The organism is Mycobacterium sp., assembly GCF_040509115.1.
Classification (GTDB): domain Bacteria; phylum Actinomycetota; class Actinomycetes; order Mycobacteriales; family Mycobacteriaceae; genus Mycobacterium.
The window spans coordinates 1-17337 of record NZ_JBEVLO010000500.1 but is presented as its reverse complement, the minus strand read 5'-3'; the positions used below and the strand labels follow the sequence as shown (position 1 = coordinate 17337).

Below are 17337 nucleotides of genomic sequence, written 5' to 3'. Positions count from 1 at the left end.
CAACGATTCCGCGAACTTCGCGAACAGCGTTGGGAAGCTGGGCATCTCGCGGCCCATCTCGCGGATGTGATTGGAGTAGTTGTGTCCGACACACAGGATCTTCGTGGGCCGCACGACGACGGGGCCGAAGTCGGCGTCCGAGGCCGGCGTGCGCGCGCCGTCCGATGCGGCTGCCCGGTGACGCCAGTCGGGGTGTGCGAGGAGGGCACCGACGTCGGAGAATCCGAGGTCGACGTGATGTTCACCGTCAAGCCGGACCGCTCGGGTCCCGTTGGTGGTACGGACGGTGGCAAGCCTCACCGGTTGGACCCCTTCATGGTGGTGCGATCGAGATCGAGTGCCTCGAAGATCGGCGCGTCGGAGAAGCGGAACAGATCGAGTGCGCCAGAGTCGGAGTCCGTCTTTCCGGCCTCCGACCGGGCCGAGAACGAATGCCAGGACGGCACCACGAAGAGGTCACCACGGGTCACCGTCCACGTGTGGTCACCGACGGTGACGGAGCCGGAGCCATCGAAGACCTGGTAGACCGACGACCCTGTCTCGCGGACGGGGGCAATCTCTTGGCCCCGCACCAGCCGGTGCATCTCGGCGCGAATCGTCGGGAGCACGTCGGTTGCCGTCGCCGGATTGACGTAGCGGACCGCGGCGTGCCCCGGCTCGATCGTGCCGGGGAAGCCGTCCCCCTCGAGCGCCAGCTGGTCGGCCAGTGCACGGTTGGTGTACTCCCACTTGTAGGCAAGCAGCGGGGTTCCGGAACCGTTGGGGGCCACGGACACCGGGCGGAGACCCGGATGGGCCCACAGCCGCTCGGAGCGCGACCGCTCCGGTGTGGTCCGCTCGTCCTCGGAGATCGCGTCGCGACCGAATTCGAAGAACTGGCTCTCGCTGGCGTACTGGAACGGGATGTCCAGGCCGTCGATCCACGCCATGGGTTCCCGCGTGGCGTTGTGATGGGCATGCCAGTTCCAGCCCGCCTGCGGAAGGAAGTCGCCGCGTTGCATGGGAACCGAATCGCCACCGACGACGGTCCACACACCCCGCCCCTCGACGACGAACCGAAATGCATTCTGGGTGTGGCGATGTTCGGGCGCATCCTCGCCCGGCATCAGGTACTGGATCGCCGCCCAGAGCGTCGGCGTGGCGAACGGGCGCCCCCCGAGGGAGGGGTTGGCGAGGGCCATCGCCCGGCGCTCGCCCCCTCGGCCGACCGGCACCAGTTCTCCCGCCTTGGCCGCGAGGCTGCGCAAGCGATCCCAGCGCCACAGATGCGGCGTCGCCCGGGACCGTGGCTGCGCAGGCATCAAGTCGCCGATCTCGGTCCACAGCGGTATCAGCAACTCCCGCTCGAAACCCTGATAGAGCGATTGCAAAGCGTCCGTCATGTCGGGCTGGTCAGGCGCTGATACCGCCGTCAACCGCACGGGAGATTGGCCAGGTGTCATGAAGGCATGATTGCCCGATTGCCCCGTTGGCACTGAGCCGGTTCTGCTAGGTGGAACACGTCGGTTACCCGCGCAGGCTGGTCAGCCGGCAACCCGCGGCTCGGCCTGACCGCGCGAGGCTTGCACGAACTCGGCCTCGAGCAGCGCGATGTGTCGGTGCAGCACCTCGGCCGCCCGCGGCAAGTGGCGCTTCTGCAGACGCAACGCAGGGGCCGAGACGCACATCGCCGCCACCGGTCGGCCGTCGGGGCCCCGCACACAGGCGCCGATGGCAACGATGCCGCGTTCGGTCAGACCATCGTTGATCCCGTAGCCCCGGCGGCGCACGACCGCGAGCGCCCGTCGGAACTCGACGGCGTCCATACCGGCATCGGGTGATCCGTCGGGAAACAGACGTGTCAGTTCGGCCTCGGGAAGCGCGGCCAAGAGTGCTTGCCCACCGGAGGTCCGGTAGGCGGGCATGACGGCGCCTGCACGCGAACCGATCCGGAGCGCTCGGTTGCATTCCAGGCTGGTCAAGAACTCAGCGCTGGTGTTTCGTAGCACGATCAGGTGCACGGTCTCGTTGAATTCGCGCCGCAATCGTTCCAGGAACGGCCTCGCCACCAGCGTCCGATGGTCGTCGTAGCGCGACGCACCACGGTGCACGGCACCAAGCGAAGGGCCACTTCGGTAGAGGCGGTCACCGTCCTTGGTCGCATAGCCCCAGTAGCACAACATCCCCAGCAGCCGGTGCGCGGTGGACTTGGCCACCCCGAGTTCAGCTGCCGCCTCGCTCACCCCCAAGCAGCCATCACGCGCCAGCAGCTGAATCAGGTACAACGCGTTGTCCACGGAGCTGATCGCGTACGCCGGGCGCTCTTTCGGTGGCGCGTCCATGGAGAGTTCCCGCGCCGAGCCGCTCGACTCGCCCGAGCGAATCGTCGTATCTTCTGCCCGCATGGCACCGCTTCCGTCCCGTGATCGTGCGTGAACCGCGACTCGTACGTTCGTCGGCGACCCGGATCGGCACCAGGGATATTCCGCTGTGCAGAACAGTTCCACACGGCCCGGGGACCAATGTGCTCAACGCTGCCCACGTCGTCGCAGCGCAAAGCCGTTGGCTGCGAGCTCGGTTCGGCGAGTTCTGCAAACCGGAACACCACTGGCGCCCGGTCGAAAACACGGACGAATCTTCCAGACGGGGTCTGGGAAGCGCACCGCCGCACCACCGCTGACCCCTCACCCGCGACAACCAGGAGGAGCGTCATGACCGCCGCGCATGTCACCATCACCGATGGTCGGATCGAAGGCATCACGGCCCCGGACGACCGCGTCCGCACGTTCCTGGGCATTCCCTACGCCGCACCACCGGTCGGCGATCTGCGTTGGCGGCCACCGCAACCCGTAGCTCCGTGGACTGGGACCCGCAACGCCCAGCACCATGGCCCCAGCGCCCCCCAGCCCGGTGTCGCGGCGAATTCCCTGTACTACGGCGGCGAGCGCGAGTTCAGCGAGGACTGCCTGTACTTGAACGTGTGGACCGGGCCCAGCGGCGGTACGCCGCGGCCCGTCCTCGTCTGGTTCCACTTCGGTGCGTTCCAGTTCGGGTCGGCGGCCAACCCGGTCTACGACGGCAAAGTGCTTGCGCGCGAGGGCGCGACGGTCGTCGGCGTCAACTATCGACTGAACCGCTTGGGCTTTCTCGCCCATCCCGCCCTGTCCGCGGAGTCGGACCACGGCGTGTCCGGCAACTATGGCATGCTCGATCAGCTCGCCGCCCTGCGCTGGGTCCGGGACAACATCGAGGCCTTCGGCGGCGACCCGACCCGGGTGACCGTGATGGGGGTCTCGGCAGGCGGCCACAGCGTGCACAACCTGCGCGCCTCTGACCTCGCGACGGGCCTGTTTCACCGCGCCGTCGCCCAGAGTGGCCCCGGTGTTGCCCCGGTGCTCGACGGTCCCGGCCACGCGGCGAGTCCTCAAAGCCTCGCGGCCGGGGAACAGGCGGGCACCGAGGTCGCCGACCTGCTGGGTGTTCGGACGGCGGCGCAACTGCGGGCAGTTCCTGTTGAAACCCTTGCGGCAGTGATGCTTCCTCGCTCGGCAGGACCGTGGCTCTCCGACAGCTTGCCCGGGTTGTCGACGAGCATGCACATCTTCGACTCGGCCTACCCGGTCGTCGACGGTTACGTGTTGCGCGAGTCGCCTCTCACCGCGTATCAGAGCGGCCGCGCGCTCGACGTGCCGATGATCGTCGGCAACGCGGGCAACGAAGGATCCGGTCTGCCGTACCTGACGAACCTGACCGAATTCCACGACTACGTGCACGGCGAGTACGGCGCGCACGCCGACCGGCTGCTTGCCCTCTACCCCGCGACGTCGGATGCCGACGTTCCGGCCGCCAGCCGCGCACTGGAGGGTGACCGGGTCTTCGTCTGGTCGGGTTGGACCGCCGCCCGCCTACAGGCCCGCTCCGGTGGTAGCCCGGTGTGGCACTACAACTTCCTGCGGCAGCCGCCGATCAGCTCCCAGAGCGACGTCGCCGAGAAGTCGTTCGCCGGGGCATACCACGGCGCGGAACTGCCCTATCTCTTCGGTACCCACGCCGTGTGGGACTGGTCCTGGACCGAGGCGGACTACGCACTCGGGCGGCAGTTGCGCGCGGCCTGGCTGGCCTTTGCCAGCACCGGCAGCCCATCGACGCACGCGGACAATGCTTCTGGCGCTCCCTTCTGGCCGGAGTTCTCCGAGCACGAGCCGACGACCCTGGTCTGGGACCTGCCGACACCGGGTGTCTCGGACGTACCCTCCCGCGAACGAATGGCAGCATTCGACGGGTTCAACGGACTCGTCGGCGTCGCGTCCTGAGCACGTACGAACGGTGCCCCCTCACGCGCGGAGGGGGCACCGTTCGCTGCGCTACCAGCTGTAGTTGCGCGCGGCGGGCGGTGTCCGGACGCCGGCATCTTCGAGTCGACGCAGCACTCTCTCGAACTCAGAGATCTCCCGCGGACTCCACAACGGGAAGTTGATCAACACACCACCGGCACCGGTGTTGCGTTTGAGTGAAATCAGTTGATCGGCAACCTGATCTGGGGTTCCGATCAACTGCAGCATGGCACTGCCGGAGCCGATCGCGCGCACGGCTTCGTCGCGCCCGAGTCGATCGAACATCGCCTGGGCGGTTTCGATGGAACCCAGGATGTCACCGGCGATCTCCCAGGCCGCCTCGGCATTGAGGGAACGCAGAAGGTGCTCGTACTCCCGCTGAGCCTCGCCCTCGCCGTCGCGCACGATGCAGATGGCAAACGGCCAACTCGACACCGCACGCCCGGTGGGGACGAGCTGAGACTGCAGCCGTTCGTCCAGGGATCGAACATCGTCTTCGGTGCGTGCGAGAGTGACCAGTGCGTCGCACCATTCGGCCGCGAAGGCGGTGCCCGCCGTGGAAGCCCCAGCACTGACGATCAGCGGTCGGGGCTGCTGGGCCGGACGAGGTGCCTTGATCCGCCCCTGGGTACGGTAATACTTGCCGACGAAGTCGATCGGGTCGTCCTCGTGCCAAAGTTGTTGGACGGCATCGACGAATTCGCTCGCCATCGCATACCGCTCGTCGTGCTCGACGAACGATTCTCCGAAGAGCAGTGCTTCAGCCTCAGCGTGCCCGGTGACCGCGTTCCAGCCCCATCGTCCATCGCTGAAGGCGTCGAGCGTGGCGCCCATCCGCGCGATGTGAGCGGGCCTGTGGTGCGTCGTGTGGAAGGTGGTGATGACTCCGATGTGCTCGGTGACCGCGAAGATTCCCATCGCGAGCAACGGCGCGTGGAACGCAGGAGCCTGATGGCCACCCCGCTCCGCGGCACGCTGATGCCCCGACCAGTTGTCCGCGATGAACAGCGAATCGAAGCCGGCGTGTTCGGCCGCCTGAGCCAGGGCCAGGAGGTTGCGGCGGTTCAGCCGCGGGGTGCGCCGTGATGCTTCGTCGGACCAAACGTGGTTGGTCTGTCCGGCCGGGAAGAAGTAGCCAACGCTGAGGGCATCGGGGTCGGTGTTGATCTCTTTCATGGCGAGAACTCCGTCCTGAGATTTAACCGGTTTGGGCGAGCTCGCGTGGGGTGTCGACCAAACATTCCGCCTTGTCCGGGCGGACCACCATGAAGTCGGAGAGCATGACACCGATGTCCGGCTTCCAGGTGGAGTCGTGCAGATCGACGTTGTTGCCGAACGTCATTCCAGTCTCAAGGACGACGTCGCCGATGTTGTGACCGTTGAGGGTCTTGTTGCCCCACCCGTCCTCGTACACCACGGTCGGGAACTCCGGAGAGGCCAGACCCATGGCATGGAAGCCGAGTTCGACCCAGTCGAGCTGCGCCTTGCGGGCGGGTTCCCGAATGATCTGAAGCGCCTCGCGAATGGTCCGTCCCGCGGTCAGCGCGGTACGGCTGGCGTCGAGGCATTCCAGGGCGACGTCCCACAACCGAAGCAGCTGGTCTGGGGCTCGCTTGCCCACGTAGACGGTGTACTCGGTGTGCGCCAGGTAACCGCCGTACTTGGTGTGCCATTCGGCGACGATGAGGTCGCCGTCTTGCAGCGGCCGCATGGACGGAGTAAGCGGTTGATCACATCCGTGCAGCAAGTGCCACAGCTCGTTCGGATCGTGTTCCAGCGGTCCGGCGGCGAACAGGTTGAAGATGTTCGGCTCGCCGCCGTTGGCGATCTGCGTACGGATCATCTCGCCGTAGACGGCGGCATCCGGTACCCCGGGGCGTGCCGTGTTCACCAGTGCGTCGATGGTGAGGCGCGCGATCCTTCCCGCACCCCGCAGCATGTCGATCTCGGCTTCGCTCTTGACGATCCGCATCTCCTGCAGCAGGTGGTTGGCGTCCACCCACGTCACGTTGGGAAGCTCTCGCTCCAGATCGACCACGTTCTGGTGCAACAACGTTGGGGTGGTCTGCACGCTGGAGGAGAAGCTGACCAGACCAACCCGCGACGAGTCCAGGCCCCTCGCCCGCAGCTCCGCGGCGATGGCCCCCATCCCACCACGGTCCCGAATGTCGGTGATCCATTCCTGAATCGACAGGTAGTGGCTGGTGGGCCGGTTCATGTGCGGAAGGGTGTTCCACACCACGGGCTCACCGTCGAGGCAGAAGAGTCCGTCGGCGCCGATGTTGGATCCCACTTGAAAGACGTACCGGATGTTGGACATGCCCATGCCCCAGTAGATGTCGTTGCCGAGGAACACCAGCGCCTCGACATCGGCCATCACCATCTTCTTGCGCAGACGATCCCACCGTCGGTCCCGTTCCTCCAACGGCAGCTGCGGAATGTACTTCAGCAACTCACGCGTGGCCCTGGCGTCGGGTGAGATGGCCTTGCGGGTGGGCGGAAAGCGATGGGCTTCGACAGTCATGGAAACTCTTTTCGTTGAACCGATTACGCGCGATCGGAGGGAAGACGGGGCAGGCGTGCACTTTTGACTTCTGACCGCGGTTCGAATAGTCGAACGCGACCGCCGAATGCACCAAGCGACGTTCCGCTAGGCAGAACACGACCGGCTCGCCGTGACAGGCGATTTGACGTCTACCCGCCCACTTACGAGGTCGAGGCGAGGCGATGCAGAACCGGCAGCACGGCCAACGCCCTACGACGATCGAAACGCAGCGAGGGTCCCGACACCGCGATCGCGACCGGAGTGTCGCCGCTGTCGTGAAGTTGCACCCCGATTGCGGTGATGCCGCGTTCGCTCTCGGCGATGCTGAGCCCAAAGCCTTGTCGGCGAACCGATTCGAGCCGACCCACTAGCGTCTCGAAGTCGATGTCGGCTCGCTGTGTGTAAAGCGGGAGCAACGACGCGTTCGGCATGTGCGCGAGCAGAATCTTGCCCGCCGAGTTGCGCTCTGCAGGCAGTTGAAGGCCGGCACGCGACGCCACGGACAGAGCCTGCGTCCCGACCACGCTGTCCAGGAACAGCGCGCTGTCGCCTTCCCGAACGACCAGATGCACGGTCTCGCCGGCGGCCCTGGCAGCCTCCTCCAGGACCGAGCGCCATCGGTCCACCAGCGCTACCCAGTCCGCCCCTGAGGTGTTCCGGGGAATCGCAGGCCCTGGTCCGTAGGTCCGGTCGAGGCGCTGCACGGCGTAGCCACGGAACACCAGGGTCTGCACCAGTCGGTGGACAGTGGACGGAGCGACGTCCAGCTCCCGCGCGGCCGCGTTGATGTGAAGGGTCCCGTCGCGCCGCAGGATCTCCATCAACGTCAGCACCCGATCGGCCGCCTCGACGACGTGCGCGGCCTTTTCACGCATGTACGGATTCTAGGTGCCCGCCGATGCGATCGTTGCCAGTCTGGCGATCGTCACCAGGAGTGGTCGCGGTCCTCGGGTGGTGACCAGACCCCGGCGTCTTGGAGACGATTCAGCACCGGTCGGAAGTCGAGTACCTCCCGCGGGCTCCAGAGTGGGAAGTTGACCAGGAGATTGGTGGTCGCGGTGTCGCGTTTGAGCGCGACGAGCTGTTCGGCGACCTGGTCGGCGGTGCCGAGGAACTTGAGGATGCCGCGCCCGCTGCCCCACGCGCGGGCCGCTTCTTCCCGGGTCATGCCCTTGAACAGGTCCTCGATCGACTTGATGTCGCCGAGGATGTCGGCCGTCAGTTCCACCGTGGCGTCGTAATTGAGGGAGCCGCAGAGCCGTTCATATTCTTCTTCTGCCTCGCCCTCGTTCTCGCGCACGATGACGATGGCGAACGGGGAGACGCTGAGCGGCTCGACCCGGCCGACCGCTTCCGCGATCGGCACGACGCGCTGCTCGGTCTCCTGCACCTTCTCGATGCTGTTGCCCGCCACCACCAACATGTCGCAGTGCTGCGCCGCGAAGGTCATGCCTGCCGGGGAGGCCCCAGCACTGACCAAGAGCGGGTAGGGCTTCTGCGTGGGCCTTGGCGCCTTGATGCGGCCGTGCACCCGGTAGTACTTGCCGTCGACGGCGATGGGCTCCTCTTCGGTCCACAGTCGTTTGACGATCTCCACGAACTCGCCGGCCATCGCGTAACGCTCGTCGTGCGCGACGAGGACGTCCTCGCCGAACAGTCGCGCCTCGGGGTCGCCGAAGCCGGTGACGACGTTCCAGCCCCACCGCCCCTCGGAGAAGGCGTCGAGGGTGGCGCCCATGCGCGCGATGTGAGCGGGTTTGTGGTGCGTCGTGTGGAAGGTGCTGATGATGCCGATGTGCTCGGTGACCGCGAACAGTCCCATCGCCAGCATCGGTGCGTGATACTTCGGCGACTGGTGACCGCCGACTTCGGCGGCGCGCTGATGCCCAGACCAGGTGTCGGCGATGAACAGTGAATCGAAGCCTGCGGCCTCGGCCGCCTGCGCCATGTCGATGAAGACCCGGCGATTCAGCGGCGGAGTTGCCCGCGCTGCCTCCTCGGACCAGATGTGGTCGGTCTGGCCGGTCGGGAAGAAGTAACCAAAGCTGAGCTCATCGGGATTCTCGCGACGGATCTTCATGGCTGATTGTGCCTCTCTGGTGTGGAGCGAAGCCACCGCGGAACGTGGTGGACGGTGATCGGTGGCGTCATCGCACCGGGCTGACCATGGCGTAGCCGCTCTTGTAGTACAGAAGCGGCCCGCCGGTGCCGTTGACGTGGATGTCCAGCACCTCGGCGGCGACGATCGTGTGGTCACCGCCGTCGTACTCCGCCCAGATCCGGCAGTCCAGAACGGCGAGCGCGTCCTCGAGGTGGGGCGCACCGAACTCGCTCTGCCGCCAGGCGACACCGGTGAACTTGTCGGTGCCGCTTCGGGAGAACGCATTGGAGTGATTCGACTGGTGGTCGGCGAGGATGTTGATCGCAAAGCTCTTCAGCGGCCGGATCTCCGGCCACGTCGTCGAGGAGCGGGCGGGCGCAATCGAGACCAGCGCGGGATCCAGCGACAACGAGAAGAACGACTGACACGTGAAGCCCAGCGGACCCGTGTCGGCCAATCCGGTCACCACCGTGAGTCCCGAGCCAAAGTGACTGAGCGCGTGCCGCATTGCCGCCGCATCCATGTCAGGCCCCCTCGCCGAGTTCCGGCAGGGTGATCAGATGCCCCATCCGGTCACGCTTGGTGGTCAGGTACGCGAGGTTGTGACGGGTCACCCGCGGGGGCACACCGACCCGCTCGACGATCTCGAGGTCATACCCACTCAAGCCCGAGTACTTGTGCGGATTGTTGGTGAGCAACCTGATCCGGTGGACCCCGAGGTCGGCCAACATGGTTGCGCCGACGCCATATTCGCGCCCGTCGACCGGCAGACCCAGATCGGTGTTGGCGTCCACGGTGTCCCTGCCAGCTTCCTGTAGTGCATAGGCACGCAATTTGTGACCGAGACCGATGCCGCGGCCTTCGTGACCCCGGAGGTAGACGAGCACCCCCACGCCAGCCTCGGCGATGCGCGCCAGGGATTGTTCGAGCTGGTAGCCGCAGTCGCACCGGGCCGACGCGAACAGGTCCCCGGTCAGGCACTCACTGTGCACCCGCACCAACACCGCACCGCCGGCATCGGTGACCGTGGCGAGATCGCCGTAGACGAGTGCGAGGTGCTCCTCTTCCCCCGTTGACGAGGCGTCCGCGATCGAACGGTAGGCCACCGCACGAAACTCGCCGTGCGCGGTCGGCAGCGACGCCTCGCCACTGCGGGTGACCAGTTGCTCCCTGGTGCGGCGATGTCGGATCAGGTCGCCCACCTTCACCAGGGGCAAAGAGTGCTCCGCCGCGAACCGTTCGAGAGCGGCTCCGGACAAGGGGCGCCCGTCGTCGCCGACCAGTTCGGTGATCACACCGACCTCGCGACGGCCGGCCAACCTCAGAAGGTCGACCGAGGCTTCGGTGTGTCCAGCGCGCTTGAGAACCCCGCCGCGACGGGCGCGCAGCGGGAACACGTGTCCCGGTCTGCGCAGGCACTCCGGTCGCGTGGTCGGATCGGCGAGCGCGCGGACCGTCATCGCCCGGTCGGTCGCCGAGATTCCGGTTCCCACGCCCACGTGGTCGACGGTCACGGTGAAGGCCGTCCCGTGCGGATCGGTGTTGTCCTGCACCATCGGCGCCAGGTCCAGTTCCCCGGCACGCTCCTCGGTGATGGTCGCGCAGACGATGCCGCTGCCATGGCGCAGGTAGAACACCATGTCCGCGACGCTCATCGCGTCGGCGGCCATCACCAGATCGCCTTCGTTCTCGCGGTCGTCGTCGTCGGCGACGACAACCATCCCGCCGCCCGCCAACGTCGCGAGTGCATCCTCAACCGCTTGCATGACACCACCTCCGGAATCGTTCTGCGGGCTGTCGATTGCGATGTCATCGTCGGCCCGACGTGCAGGAAGACACCAGTGACGTTCCGCTCTGCAGAACACTCGCGGCTCGGGCTCGCAGCGTCGTCGCCAACCCTGATAGCTTGCATACTGATCGTTACGGTAATGGTCATTACTAAAAAGTGAAAGGGTACTCGTGTCGAACGAATTGAAGGGCAAGGTCGCGCTGGTCACCGGCGGTTCCCGGGGCCTCGGTGCCGCGGCGGCGCTGGCGCTGGCCGAGCAGGGCGCCGACGTGGCGATCAGCTACGTGGCGTCGGCGGAGAAGGCGGAGGCCGTCGTCCACGAGCTCGAAACGACGGGCGTGCGCGCCATCGCGATCAAGAGCGACCAGGCCGACCCGTCGTCGGCAGAATCGTTGATCGACGCCGTGGTCGCTCACTTCGGCGCGCTCGACGTCCTGGTGAACAACGCGGCCATCACCGTTCAGGGCCAACGGGTGGACGACCCCAACCTGGATACCTCGGCCCTGGATCGGCAGTGGCACACGAACGTGCTCGGTGTCGTGGCCACGACGCGGGCCGCGGCGCGGAAACTGTCCGACGGTGGCCGCATCGTCTTCATCGGCTCCGCGATCGCCAGTCGGGTCGCGTTCCCCGGCGTCGCGGACTATGCAGGCACCAAGGCCGCCATCGCCGGATACGCCAAGGGAGTCGCGCGCGATCTCGGCCCGCGCAACATCACCGTCAACGTGGTGCAGCCGGGCATCATGCCGACCGACATGGCTGCGGAGGCCGCCCACAACGTTCCCGACACGATGATGGACTTTCACGCGATCCGTCGGATCGCGACGCTGGAGGAAGTCGCGGCGACCGTGTGCTTCCTCGCCAGTTCACACGCCGACTACATCAGCGGCAGCGTCCTGGACGTGGCAGGCGGATTCCACATCTAGAGACCAACCGGCAAATCACCACTCACACAAGCACATCGAAGGAGAATCATGACCAAGAAGTTTGGCGCGACGTCGACGGCCGACGAGGTACTCGCCGGCGTCGACCTGACCGGCAAGCGCTTCCTCGTCACCGGAGCATCGTCGGGCATCGGCCTGGAGACCGCCCGCTCACTGACTGCCAGGGGCGCGCACGTCGTCGGCACCGCAAGGGATCTCGTCAAGGGTGAGCAGGCCACCGCACCGATCCGGGACGCCGCAGCGCACGGCGGCGGCGGATTCGAGCTGATCGAACTCGATCTCGCCTCTCTACACAGCGTGCGCGCGTGCGCGGACGGCCTGCTGGCCAGCGGCAAGCCCTTCGACGCCATCATCGCGAACGCCGGCGTCATGGCCACCCCGTTGGGCTGGACCGTCGACGGTTTCGAGGTCCAGTTCGCAACGAACCACCTCGGCCACTTCGCGTTGATCACCGCCATCGAGCCGCTGCTCGTCGACGGCGGCCGCCTGGTCGTGCTGTCGTCGCAGGCCCATCGCGCCTCCGACGTCGATCTCGACGACCCGAACTTCCGGCAGCAGGACTACGACCCGTTCATCGCCTACGGCCGGTCGAAGACCGCCAACATCCTCTTCGCAGCGGAATTCGATAGGCGACACCGCGACCGCGGCATTCGAGCCGCCGCGGTCATGCCCGGCAACAGCCTCACCGACCTGCCCAGGCACTTCGCCCCCGAGGACTTGCAGAACCTCTTCGAGACCGTCGGCAAGGCACGCGCAGACGCCGGCCTCCCGCCAGGGGAACTGAAGGAGATCCCGCAGGCGGCGGCCACGTCGGTCTGGGCTGCGGTCGTCGCCGACGGCAACGAGATCGGCGGACGCTACCTCGAGGATTGCGCAGTCGCGCCGATCGAAGACGCGCCCATTGCGTTCGCCGACGGTGTCCGGTCATACGCCCTCGACGCCGATGTGGCCAAGCAGCTCTGGGCCAAGAGCGAGGAACTCATCGGCACGGTGGCGTAGCGACCGTTGCGGTAACATTTAGTAATGGACATTATGGAAAGCGTCCGGTCCCGCTGATGGGGCGCCATCGTGAATTCGACGTGGACGAAGCGCTCGACGCAGCGCTTCGCGTCTTCTGGTCGAAGGGCTACGAAGGCGCCTCATACGCGGACCTGACCAAGGCCGCCGGGGTCGAACGACCCGCCCTCTACTCCGCCTTCGGCAACAAGGAAGCACTGTTCCGCCAGGCCTTGGACCGTTACTACGAGCACTACCTGCACTACCTCCCGGAGGCCATGCAGTTGCCGACGGCGCGAGAGGTGGCCGCGCACATCCTGTTCAACGCCGTGGACCTCAATACGCGGTACCCGGAGCACACGGGGTGCCTCGGGATCAACGGTCTTCTGGCGGGATCGGATGGCGCAGAACCGGTGCGGCAGGCGATGATCGACGCGCGCGCTGCCGCTGAGGTAGAGCTCCGGGACCGGTTCGAACGGGCCAAGACCGAGGGCGATCTACCTCAGACGGCCGATCCAGACGTCCTGGCCGCGTTCGTCATCGCCGTCACCCACGGCATCGCGGTGCAGGCGAAGGCCGGCTTCAGCCGCGACAAGTTGAAGGCCATTGCGGAACAAGCGCTTTCCACCTGGCCCGCTGACTAGCACACGATGGCGGCGGTGTCCTTGTAGTAGTGATCCAGGCGCACCGCGCCACGATCCGTAAAGGTGAACAACGACACCCACGGCATCTCCACCCGCTTGCCGGTGGCCCTCAGCACTCCGCGCAGGACGCCTTCGGTGAGCACCCGGTCGTCGTCGATTTGGTGAAACTTGGCCTCGCTGTACACCACGACGAATTCCTGCCAGTGCTCGGAGACCTTCTCGAAGAGGGCCTCGAAACCGTCGTGCCCGTGCCACGTCCCGCCGTGGGGCAGGGAATGCGGAACGTCCACGACGACATCGGGATCCAGCTCCTTGAGCATCACCGTGATGTCCTGCTCCCCAGGAGCTGCCCGGCAGAACTCGTTCTCGGCGTCGTAGAAGCGCTGGATGCTTGCCATGGGATCGAGGTTCTTCACGTCTGACTACTCCGTATCGCCGGCGGTGGGCATCTCGGCCGTCGCCTGAATCTGCCTGAACCGCGGGGTGTTTCCCTCGACCCAGTTGATCGTCATGTGCATGCGGTCGATCTTCCAGCCATCGGCTCGCACCAGCCGCCACTCGTAGTACCCGACCTCGCGCTGCAGGCTTCCACCGTCGACGTCCTCGCCGAGGTAGTGCGTGGCATTGAGGGTCGACAGGGCGCTGGCCTGGTCCCCCTCGACAGTGACCTGATGGTTGGCGCTGATGTGCTGGGTCGCCTCGAGCTGCGCATAGATCCGGCTGGCCAGTCCCACCAGGTCCTCACGACTCATCGGAACCCAGCCCGCCGTCACCGGCATGCTGATCTCGACCTTCTCGGCCAGACAGCTCGCGAAGTCGTTCCAGCGCCGCAGATCGATGCTCGTCGCGTACCGCGTCAGGACGTCGATGACGTCCGCACGATCGGCGAGCGATTGGATCGTCGCGTCAGTTTGCGTCATCCGTTCATGTTCCACATCTTCATGGCGTTTCCGCCCAGAATCGCCCGCGCATCGTCGTCGGAGGTCACCTGCGCCACAGCGTATGCCGCGTCCTGGCAGCGGCCCACGACGGACTCGCTGTGCGGATAGTCCGTCGACCACAACACCCGCTCGGCGCCGATCTGCGACAGCATCCCGAGCCCGACCGGGTCCTCCTGGAACGTCGCGTAGCAGTTCTGGAAGAAGTAATGACTCGGCGCGTGCTCGAGCTTGGGCTGGAGCAGGGATCCGAAACTGCCGTAGAACTGGTCGGCGTCCTGCAGCGCGCCGGGGATCCAGTGCAGCTGGCCCTCGGTGAAGACCACCTTCATCTCGGGGTGGCGCTCCAGGATGCCCGAGAACGTCAGGAGCGACCACAGCTTCCGGTACGGGTGGAAGTTCTGCATGAGCCCGGTACCCAGCGTGCCCATGCCGCTCATGTCCACCCGCTCGCCGACGTGGAAGCTCAGCGGAAGTCCGCTGTCCTCGATGGCATCCCAGAGCGGTTCGAGGTTCGGGTCGTTGTACTGCACCCCCGGCGGGCTGGTCGGGATGGTGAGTCCCGCAAGGCCGAGATCCTTGATCTCGGCGATGTTGTCGACGGCGGTGACCGGGTCCCAGAAGTTCAGGATGCCGACCCCGTAGAGCCGATCCGGGTACTGAGCGCAGGTTTCCGCCAGATACGCGTTGTAGGCGCGGATGTAGGCCATGGCGTACTCGGGATTGCGCCCCGGGGTGTTGGCATGCGCCTGGCTCGCGCCGGACAGGATGGCGAAGGACCACTGCGGAAACAGAAGGTCCTTGCTGACCCCTTCGGCGTCCATGTCGGCGATTCGGGCGGCGAGGACGTTCATTCCCTCCCGCCCGGTCGAAACGCATGCGCCGAAGTGGTCGATGACTTCGACGGTGTCGTAGGAGTAGCGCATCAAACCGTCGGTGTCGATCCATGCGCGGGGGGCTCGATCGCGGTACTTGGCAGGCATCCGGTCGCGCCAATCGGCGGGTTCGAGCAGATGGCTGTCGGCCGAGGCGAGGATGGTGCCCGGCGGGAGATCTGCGCGATGCGTGGGAGCTTCGCGATGCTGCGGGAATTGGAATTCCTGCTCGTCGTTCACATCACACATCGATGCATAGCTTTCCCGTACTTGCGTCGTCATCGGCGCGTCCTTTCCCTTGGCCAGGCGATGGTGTTCGTGATGGCTTCGAGATTCCATCAACCGTCGATCGCCGACAAGCGCCGTTCCGCCCACCAGAACGCCGCTCGGGACCGCTGGGGATCGGTCGCATGATGCTTCAGCGACGCGCTGGCCGCGAGCAGAGAGGCATCAATCATCATGCAGTACAACCGCCTTGGGAATTCCGGGCTCCAAGTCCCCCAGCTCACGTTCGGCACGGCGACCTTCGGCAGCTGGTCCTACGGCACCACCTCCGCCGATCAGGCAAGAGAGCTCGTCAGCCAGTGTCTGGACGCGGGCATCACGCTGTTCGACAGCGCCGACAACTACGGGGCGGGTGAGGCTCTGGAGATTCTTGGCAGCGCCATCAGCGGTCGCCGGGACCAGGTGCTGATCTCGTCCAAGCTTGGCCTTCCGACGTCGGCGTCAGCGACGGGGTTCGGGGCCAGCCGCTCCTACGTGTTGTCCGCCCTCGACCTGACACTCCAGCGGTTGCAAACGGATCACCTGGACCTGCTTTCCCTGCACACCTTCGACGCGGGCACCCCGCTGGAGGAGACCGCGGCGGTACTCGGCCACCTGGTGGAGTCCGGCCGGGTTCGCTATCTCGGCGCGTCGAACTTCGGGGCGTGGCAGTTGATGAAGGCGCTCAAGGTTCAAGACGAGCTACGCGTTCCCCGCTTCGTGTCGCAGCAGGCCTACTACTCACTCGTCGGGCGCGATTTCGAGTTCGATCTCATGGAGGTCGGCGCCGACCAGGGCGTGGGAACACTCGTGTGGAGCCCGCTTTCAGGTGGCTGGCTCAGCGGCACGATCCGGCGCGGGCAGCCGCCGGCGCCGGGTGGACGCATCGACCGGATGGGTGCCGTCGGCCCACCCGTCGAGCAGGAGTTCCTGTTCACCGTGATGGACGTCTTGGACGCCATCGCCGACGAAACGGGAAAGACGGTGCCGCAGATAGCGATCAACTGGCTGCTGCAGCGTCCCACCGTGTGCTCCGTCGTCGTCGGCGCCGATGACGCGGCGCAGCTCGAATCCAACCTCGGCGCGGTGGGTTGGGAGCTAACCTCGGAGCAGGTTGGTCGCCTCGACGAGGCAAGCAACACCTACACGCCCTATCCAAACTATCTGTATCACCGCGACCCCGGCTTCAAAGAGCTTGCGCCGCCACTTCTTCCAAGGCCACGGTGACCGTCATGCACCTCGACACCCTCAACAGCTTCTACGAGGCCGAGCAGCGCTACGTCTCGGCAGGTGGCGCCCCGGCTGGCGCCGACTTCGGCGAGGTCGCCGCTCACTTCCATGCCGACGTCGTAGTACGGCAGGGCCCGACGGTGCCCTTCGGCGGCGACTGGCACGGGATCGATGCCATCGAGCGGTTCTTCGCGCTGTTCACCGAGACGTGGTCGTCGCTGAAGCTGAGCGACATCCAGTCGTTCGAGGGCGAGACGGGGGTGGCGACCAGCATGCGGATGCAGGCCACCGCCCGCAGTACCGGAAAGCCACTCGACACCCGCGTCGGGCACTTCTACACCTTTGCCGACGGGCTCATTCGTGAAATCACCGTGTTCTACCTCGATCCGGTCGGCGTCACGGAGGCGACGGTTCACTAGCTATCGCGCACGCTGCTAGCACGTGGGTCTGACAGGTGTGGGGTGGGTGGGGGTGGTTGTGCACAGTGGTGGGTTGATCCCCAGATGGTGGGGTGGGGTGGTGTTGGTGCTGGTGGAGGGACCCAGGGTGGGCGGATAATCGAACATGTGTACGAGACATCCGATGCGGTGCTGGTGGCGTCGATCGCGGCGTTCGCGCGCACCGAGGCCGCCGCGGCGGGGGCGCGGTTGGCCGCGATCGCCGAACTGGGCACCCGCCGGCTGGGCAGTGACCTGGCT

17 protein-coding genes and 1 pseudogene are annotated in these 17337 nt (G+C 66.2%); 6 read left to right on the top strand and 12 right to left on the bottom strand.

Features of this window, described 5'->3' with window-relative positions; translation table 11 throughout:
- The 3 genes and pseudogenes from ABW137_RS33865 to ABW137_RS33855 all read right to left on the bottom strand — a co-directional run.
- Window positions 1-300 (bottom strand): annotated as a pseudogene (locus ABW137_RS33865) (fumarylacetoacetate hydrolase family protein); the annotation flags it as partial.
- Window positions 297-1442 (bottom strand): cupin domain-containing protein, encoded by a 1146-nt coding sequence (locus tag ABW137_RS33860; RefSeq protein ID WP_526407002.1) that lies wholly within the window; start codon window positions 1440-1442, stop codon window positions 297-299. The pseudogene ABW137_RS33865 and the gene ABW137_RS33860, both read right to left, overlap by 4 nt.
- Before the next feature lie 81 nt (window positions 1443-1523).
- The gene (locus ABW137_RS33855) at window positions 1524-2384 is read right to left on the bottom strand and encodes an IclR family transcriptional regulator (RefSeq protein ID WP_526407000.1); all 861 of its coding nucleotides are present in this window, start codon (window positions 2382-2384) and stop codon (window positions 1524-1526) included.
- 306 nt (window positions 2385-2690) lie between these two features.
- Here ABW137_RS33855 and ABW137_RS33850 point away from each other — a divergent pair, with 306 nt between their 5' ends.
- Window positions 2691-4292: a carboxylesterase/lipase family protein gene (locus tag ABW137_RS33850; protein WP_526406998.1), complete on the top strand. Its 1602-nt coding sequence runs from the start codon at window positions 2691-2693 to the stop codon at window positions 4290-4292.
- A 51-nt stretch (window positions 4293-4343) separates the two neighbouring features.
- Here ABW137_RS33850 and ABW137_RS33845 read toward each other — a convergent pair whose 3' ends face one another.
- The 6 genes from ABW137_RS33845 to ABW137_RS33820 all read right to left on the bottom strand — a co-directional run bounded on the left by ABW137_RS33845 (window position 4344) and on the right by ABW137_RS33820 (window position 10725).
- Window positions 4344-5489, bottom strand: coding sequence for an LLM class flavin-dependent oxidoreductase (locus ABW137_RS33845; RefSeq protein ID WP_526406996.1), 1146 nt, complete (start codon window positions 5487-5489; stop codon window positions 4344-4346).
- A 22-nt stretch (window positions 5490-5511) separates the two neighbouring features.
- Window positions 5512-6837 carry a M24 family metallopeptidase gene (locus tag ABW137_RS33840; RefSeq protein WP_526406994.1) on the bottom strand — a complete coding sequence of 442 codons (1326 nt, stop codon included), beginning with the start codon at window positions 6835-6837 and terminating at the stop codon, window positions 5512-5514.
- 182 nt (window positions 6838-7019) lie between these two features.
- The gene (locus tag ABW137_RS33835; RefSeq protein ID WP_526406992.1) at window positions 7020-7733 is read right to left on the bottom strand and encodes an IclR family transcriptional regulator; all 714 of its coding nucleotides are present in this window, start codon (window positions 7731-7733) and stop codon (window positions 7020-7022) included.
- Between the two features lie 50 nt (window positions 7734-7783).
- Entirely contained in the window at window positions 7784-8938 is a 1155-nt protein-coding gene (locus ABW137_RS33830; protein WP_526406990.1) for an LLM class flavin-dependent oxidoreductase, read from the bottom strand.
- A gap of 67 nt (window positions 8939-9005) precedes the next feature.
- Window positions 9006-9482 carry a flavin reductase family protein gene (locus ABW137_RS33825; RefSeq protein ID WP_526406988.1) on the bottom strand — a complete coding sequence of 159 codons (477 nt, stop codon included), beginning with the start codon at window positions 9480-9482 and terminating at the stop codon, window positions 9006-9008.
- Between the two features lies 1 nt (window position 9483).
- Window positions 9484-10725: a bifunctional 3,4-dihydroxy-2-butanone-4-phosphate synthase/GTP cyclohydrolase II gene (locus ABW137_RS33820; RefSeq protein ID WP_526407004.1), complete on the bottom strand. Its 1242-nt coding sequence runs from the start codon at window positions 10723-10725 to the stop codon at window positions 9484-9486.
- Between the two features lie 193 nt (window positions 10726-10918).
- Here ABW137_RS33820 and ABW137_RS33815 point away from each other — a divergent pair, with 193 nt between their 5' ends.
- Genes ABW137_RS33815 through ABW137_RS33805 form a run of 3 tightly spaced genes read left to right on the top strand, consistent with a single transcriptional unit; the run spans window position 10919 to window position 13332 of the window.
- On the top strand, window positions 10919-11674 hold the full coding sequence (locus ABW137_RS33815; protein ID WP_526406986.1) for an SDR family NAD(P)-dependent oxidoreductase: 756 nt from the start codon (window positions 10919-10921) through the stop codon (window positions 11672-11674).
- Between the two features lie 48 nt (window positions 11675-11722).
- Window positions 11723-12691: an SDR family NAD(P)-dependent oxidoreductase gene (locus ABW137_RS33810; RefSeq protein ID WP_526406984.1), complete on the top strand. Its 969-nt coding sequence runs from the start codon at window positions 11723-11725 to the stop codon at window positions 12689-12691.
- 56 nt (window positions 12692-12747) lie between these two features.
- Entirely contained in the window at window positions 12748-13332 is a 585-nt protein-coding gene (locus tag ABW137_RS33805; RefSeq protein WP_526406982.1) for a TetR/AcrR family transcriptional regulator, read from the top strand.
- Here ABW137_RS33805 and ABW137_RS33800 read toward each other — a convergent pair.
- From ABW137_RS33800 to ABW137_RS33790, 3 genes are read right to left on the bottom strand one after another with little or no spacing between them, the layout of a single operon-like run.
- On the bottom strand, window positions 13329-13748 hold the full coding sequence (locus ABW137_RS33800) for a nuclear transport factor 2 family protein (protein WP_526406980.1): 420 nt from the start codon (window positions 13746-13748) through the stop codon (window positions 13329-13331). The genes ABW137_RS33805 and ABW137_RS33800 overlap by 4 nt on opposite strands.
- A 6-nt stretch (window positions 13749-13754) precedes the next feature.
- A complete protein-coding gene (locus ABW137_RS33795; protein ID WP_526406978.1) occupies window positions 13755-14252 on the bottom strand; it encodes a nuclear transport factor 2 family protein in 498 nt (165 codons plus the stop codon).
- Entirely contained in the window at window positions 14249-15427 is a 1179-nt protein-coding gene (locus tag ABW137_RS33790) for an amidohydrolase family protein (RefSeq protein WP_526406976.1), read from the bottom strand. Before ABW137_RS33790 ends, ABW137_RS33795 begins: the two co-directional genes overlap by 4 nt.
- A gap of 177 nt (window positions 15428-15604) precedes the next feature.
- Between ABW137_RS33790 and ABW137_RS33785 the strand changes: the two genes are divergently transcribed.
- Window positions 15605-16636, top strand: coding sequence for an aldo/keto reductase (locus tag ABW137_RS33785; RefSeq protein ID WP_526406974.1), 1032 nt, complete (start codon window positions 15605-15607; stop codon window positions 16634-16636).
- 5 nt (window positions 16637-16641) lie between these two features.
- Complete coding sequence (locus tag ABW137_RS33780; RefSeq protein WP_526406972.1) at window positions 16642-17058, top strand: nuclear transport factor 2 family protein; 417 nt, start codon at window positions 16642-16644, stop codon at window positions 17056-17058.
- Window positions 17059-17337: the final 279 nt, after the last annotated feature.

Excerpts from the sequence above, each read along its gene's own strand:
- ABW137_RS33860 (WP_526407002.1), bottom strand. The coding sequence starts at position 1,442 with ATGACACCTGGCCAATCTCCCGTGCGGTTGACGGCGGTATCAGCGCCT.
- ABW137_RS33855 (WP_526407000.1), bottom strand. The coding sequence starts at position 2,384 with ATGCGGGCAGAAGATACGACGATTCGCTCGGGCGAGTCGAGCGGCTCG.
- ABW137_RS33850 (WP_526406998.1), top strand. The coding sequence starts at position 2,691 with ATGACCGCCGCGCATGTCACCATCACCGATGGTCGGATCGAAGGCATC.
- ABW137_RS33845 (WP_526406996.1), bottom strand. The coding sequence starts at position 5,489 with ATGAAAGAGATCAACACCGACCCCGATGCCCTCAGCGTTGGCTACTTC.
- ABW137_RS33840 (WP_526406994.1), bottom strand. The coding sequence starts at position 6,837 with ATGACTGTCGAAGCCCATCGCTTTCCGCCCACCCGCAAGGCCATCTCA.
- ABW137_RS33835 (WP_526406992.1), bottom strand. The coding sequence starts at position 7,733 with ATGCGTGAAAAGGCCGCGCACGTCGTCGAGGCGGCCGATCGGGTGCTG.
- ABW137_RS33830 (WP_526406990.1), bottom strand. The coding sequence starts at position 8,938 with ATGAAGATCCGTCGCGAGAATCCCGATGAGCTCAGCTTTGGTTACTTC.
- ABW137_RS33825 (WP_526406988.1), bottom strand. The coding sequence starts at position 9,482 with ATGGATGCGGCGGCAATGCGGCACGCGCTCAGTCACTTTGGCTCGGGA.
- ABW137_RS33820 (WP_526407004.1), bottom strand. The coding sequence starts at position 10,725 with ATGCAAGCGGTTGAGGATGCACTCGCGACGTTGGCGGGCGGCGGGATG.
- ABW137_RS33810 (WP_526406984.1), top strand. The coding sequence starts at position 11,723 with ATGACCAAGAAGTTTGGCGCGACGTCGACGGCCGACGAGGTACTCGCC.
- ABW137_RS33805 (WP_526406982.1), top strand. The coding sequence starts at position 12,748 with ATGGGGCGCCATCGTGAATTCGACGTGGACGAAGCGCTCGACGCAGCG.
- ABW137_RS33795 (WP_526406978.1), bottom strand. The coding sequence starts at position 14,252 with ATGACGCAAACTGACGCGACGATCCAATCGCTCGCCGATCGTGCGGAC.
- ABW137_RS33790 (WP_526406976.1), bottom strand. The coding sequence starts at position 15,427 with ATGACGACGCAAGTACGGGAAAGCTATGCATCGATGTGTGATGTGAAC.
- ABW137_RS33785 (WP_526406974.1), top strand. The coding sequence starts at position 15,605 with ATGCAGTACAACCGCCTTGGGAATTCCGGGCTCCAAGTCCCCCAGCTC.
- ABW137_RS33780 (WP_526406972.1), top strand. The coding sequence starts at position 16,642 with ATGCACCTCGACACCCTCAACAGCTTCTACGAGGCCGAGCAGCGCTAC.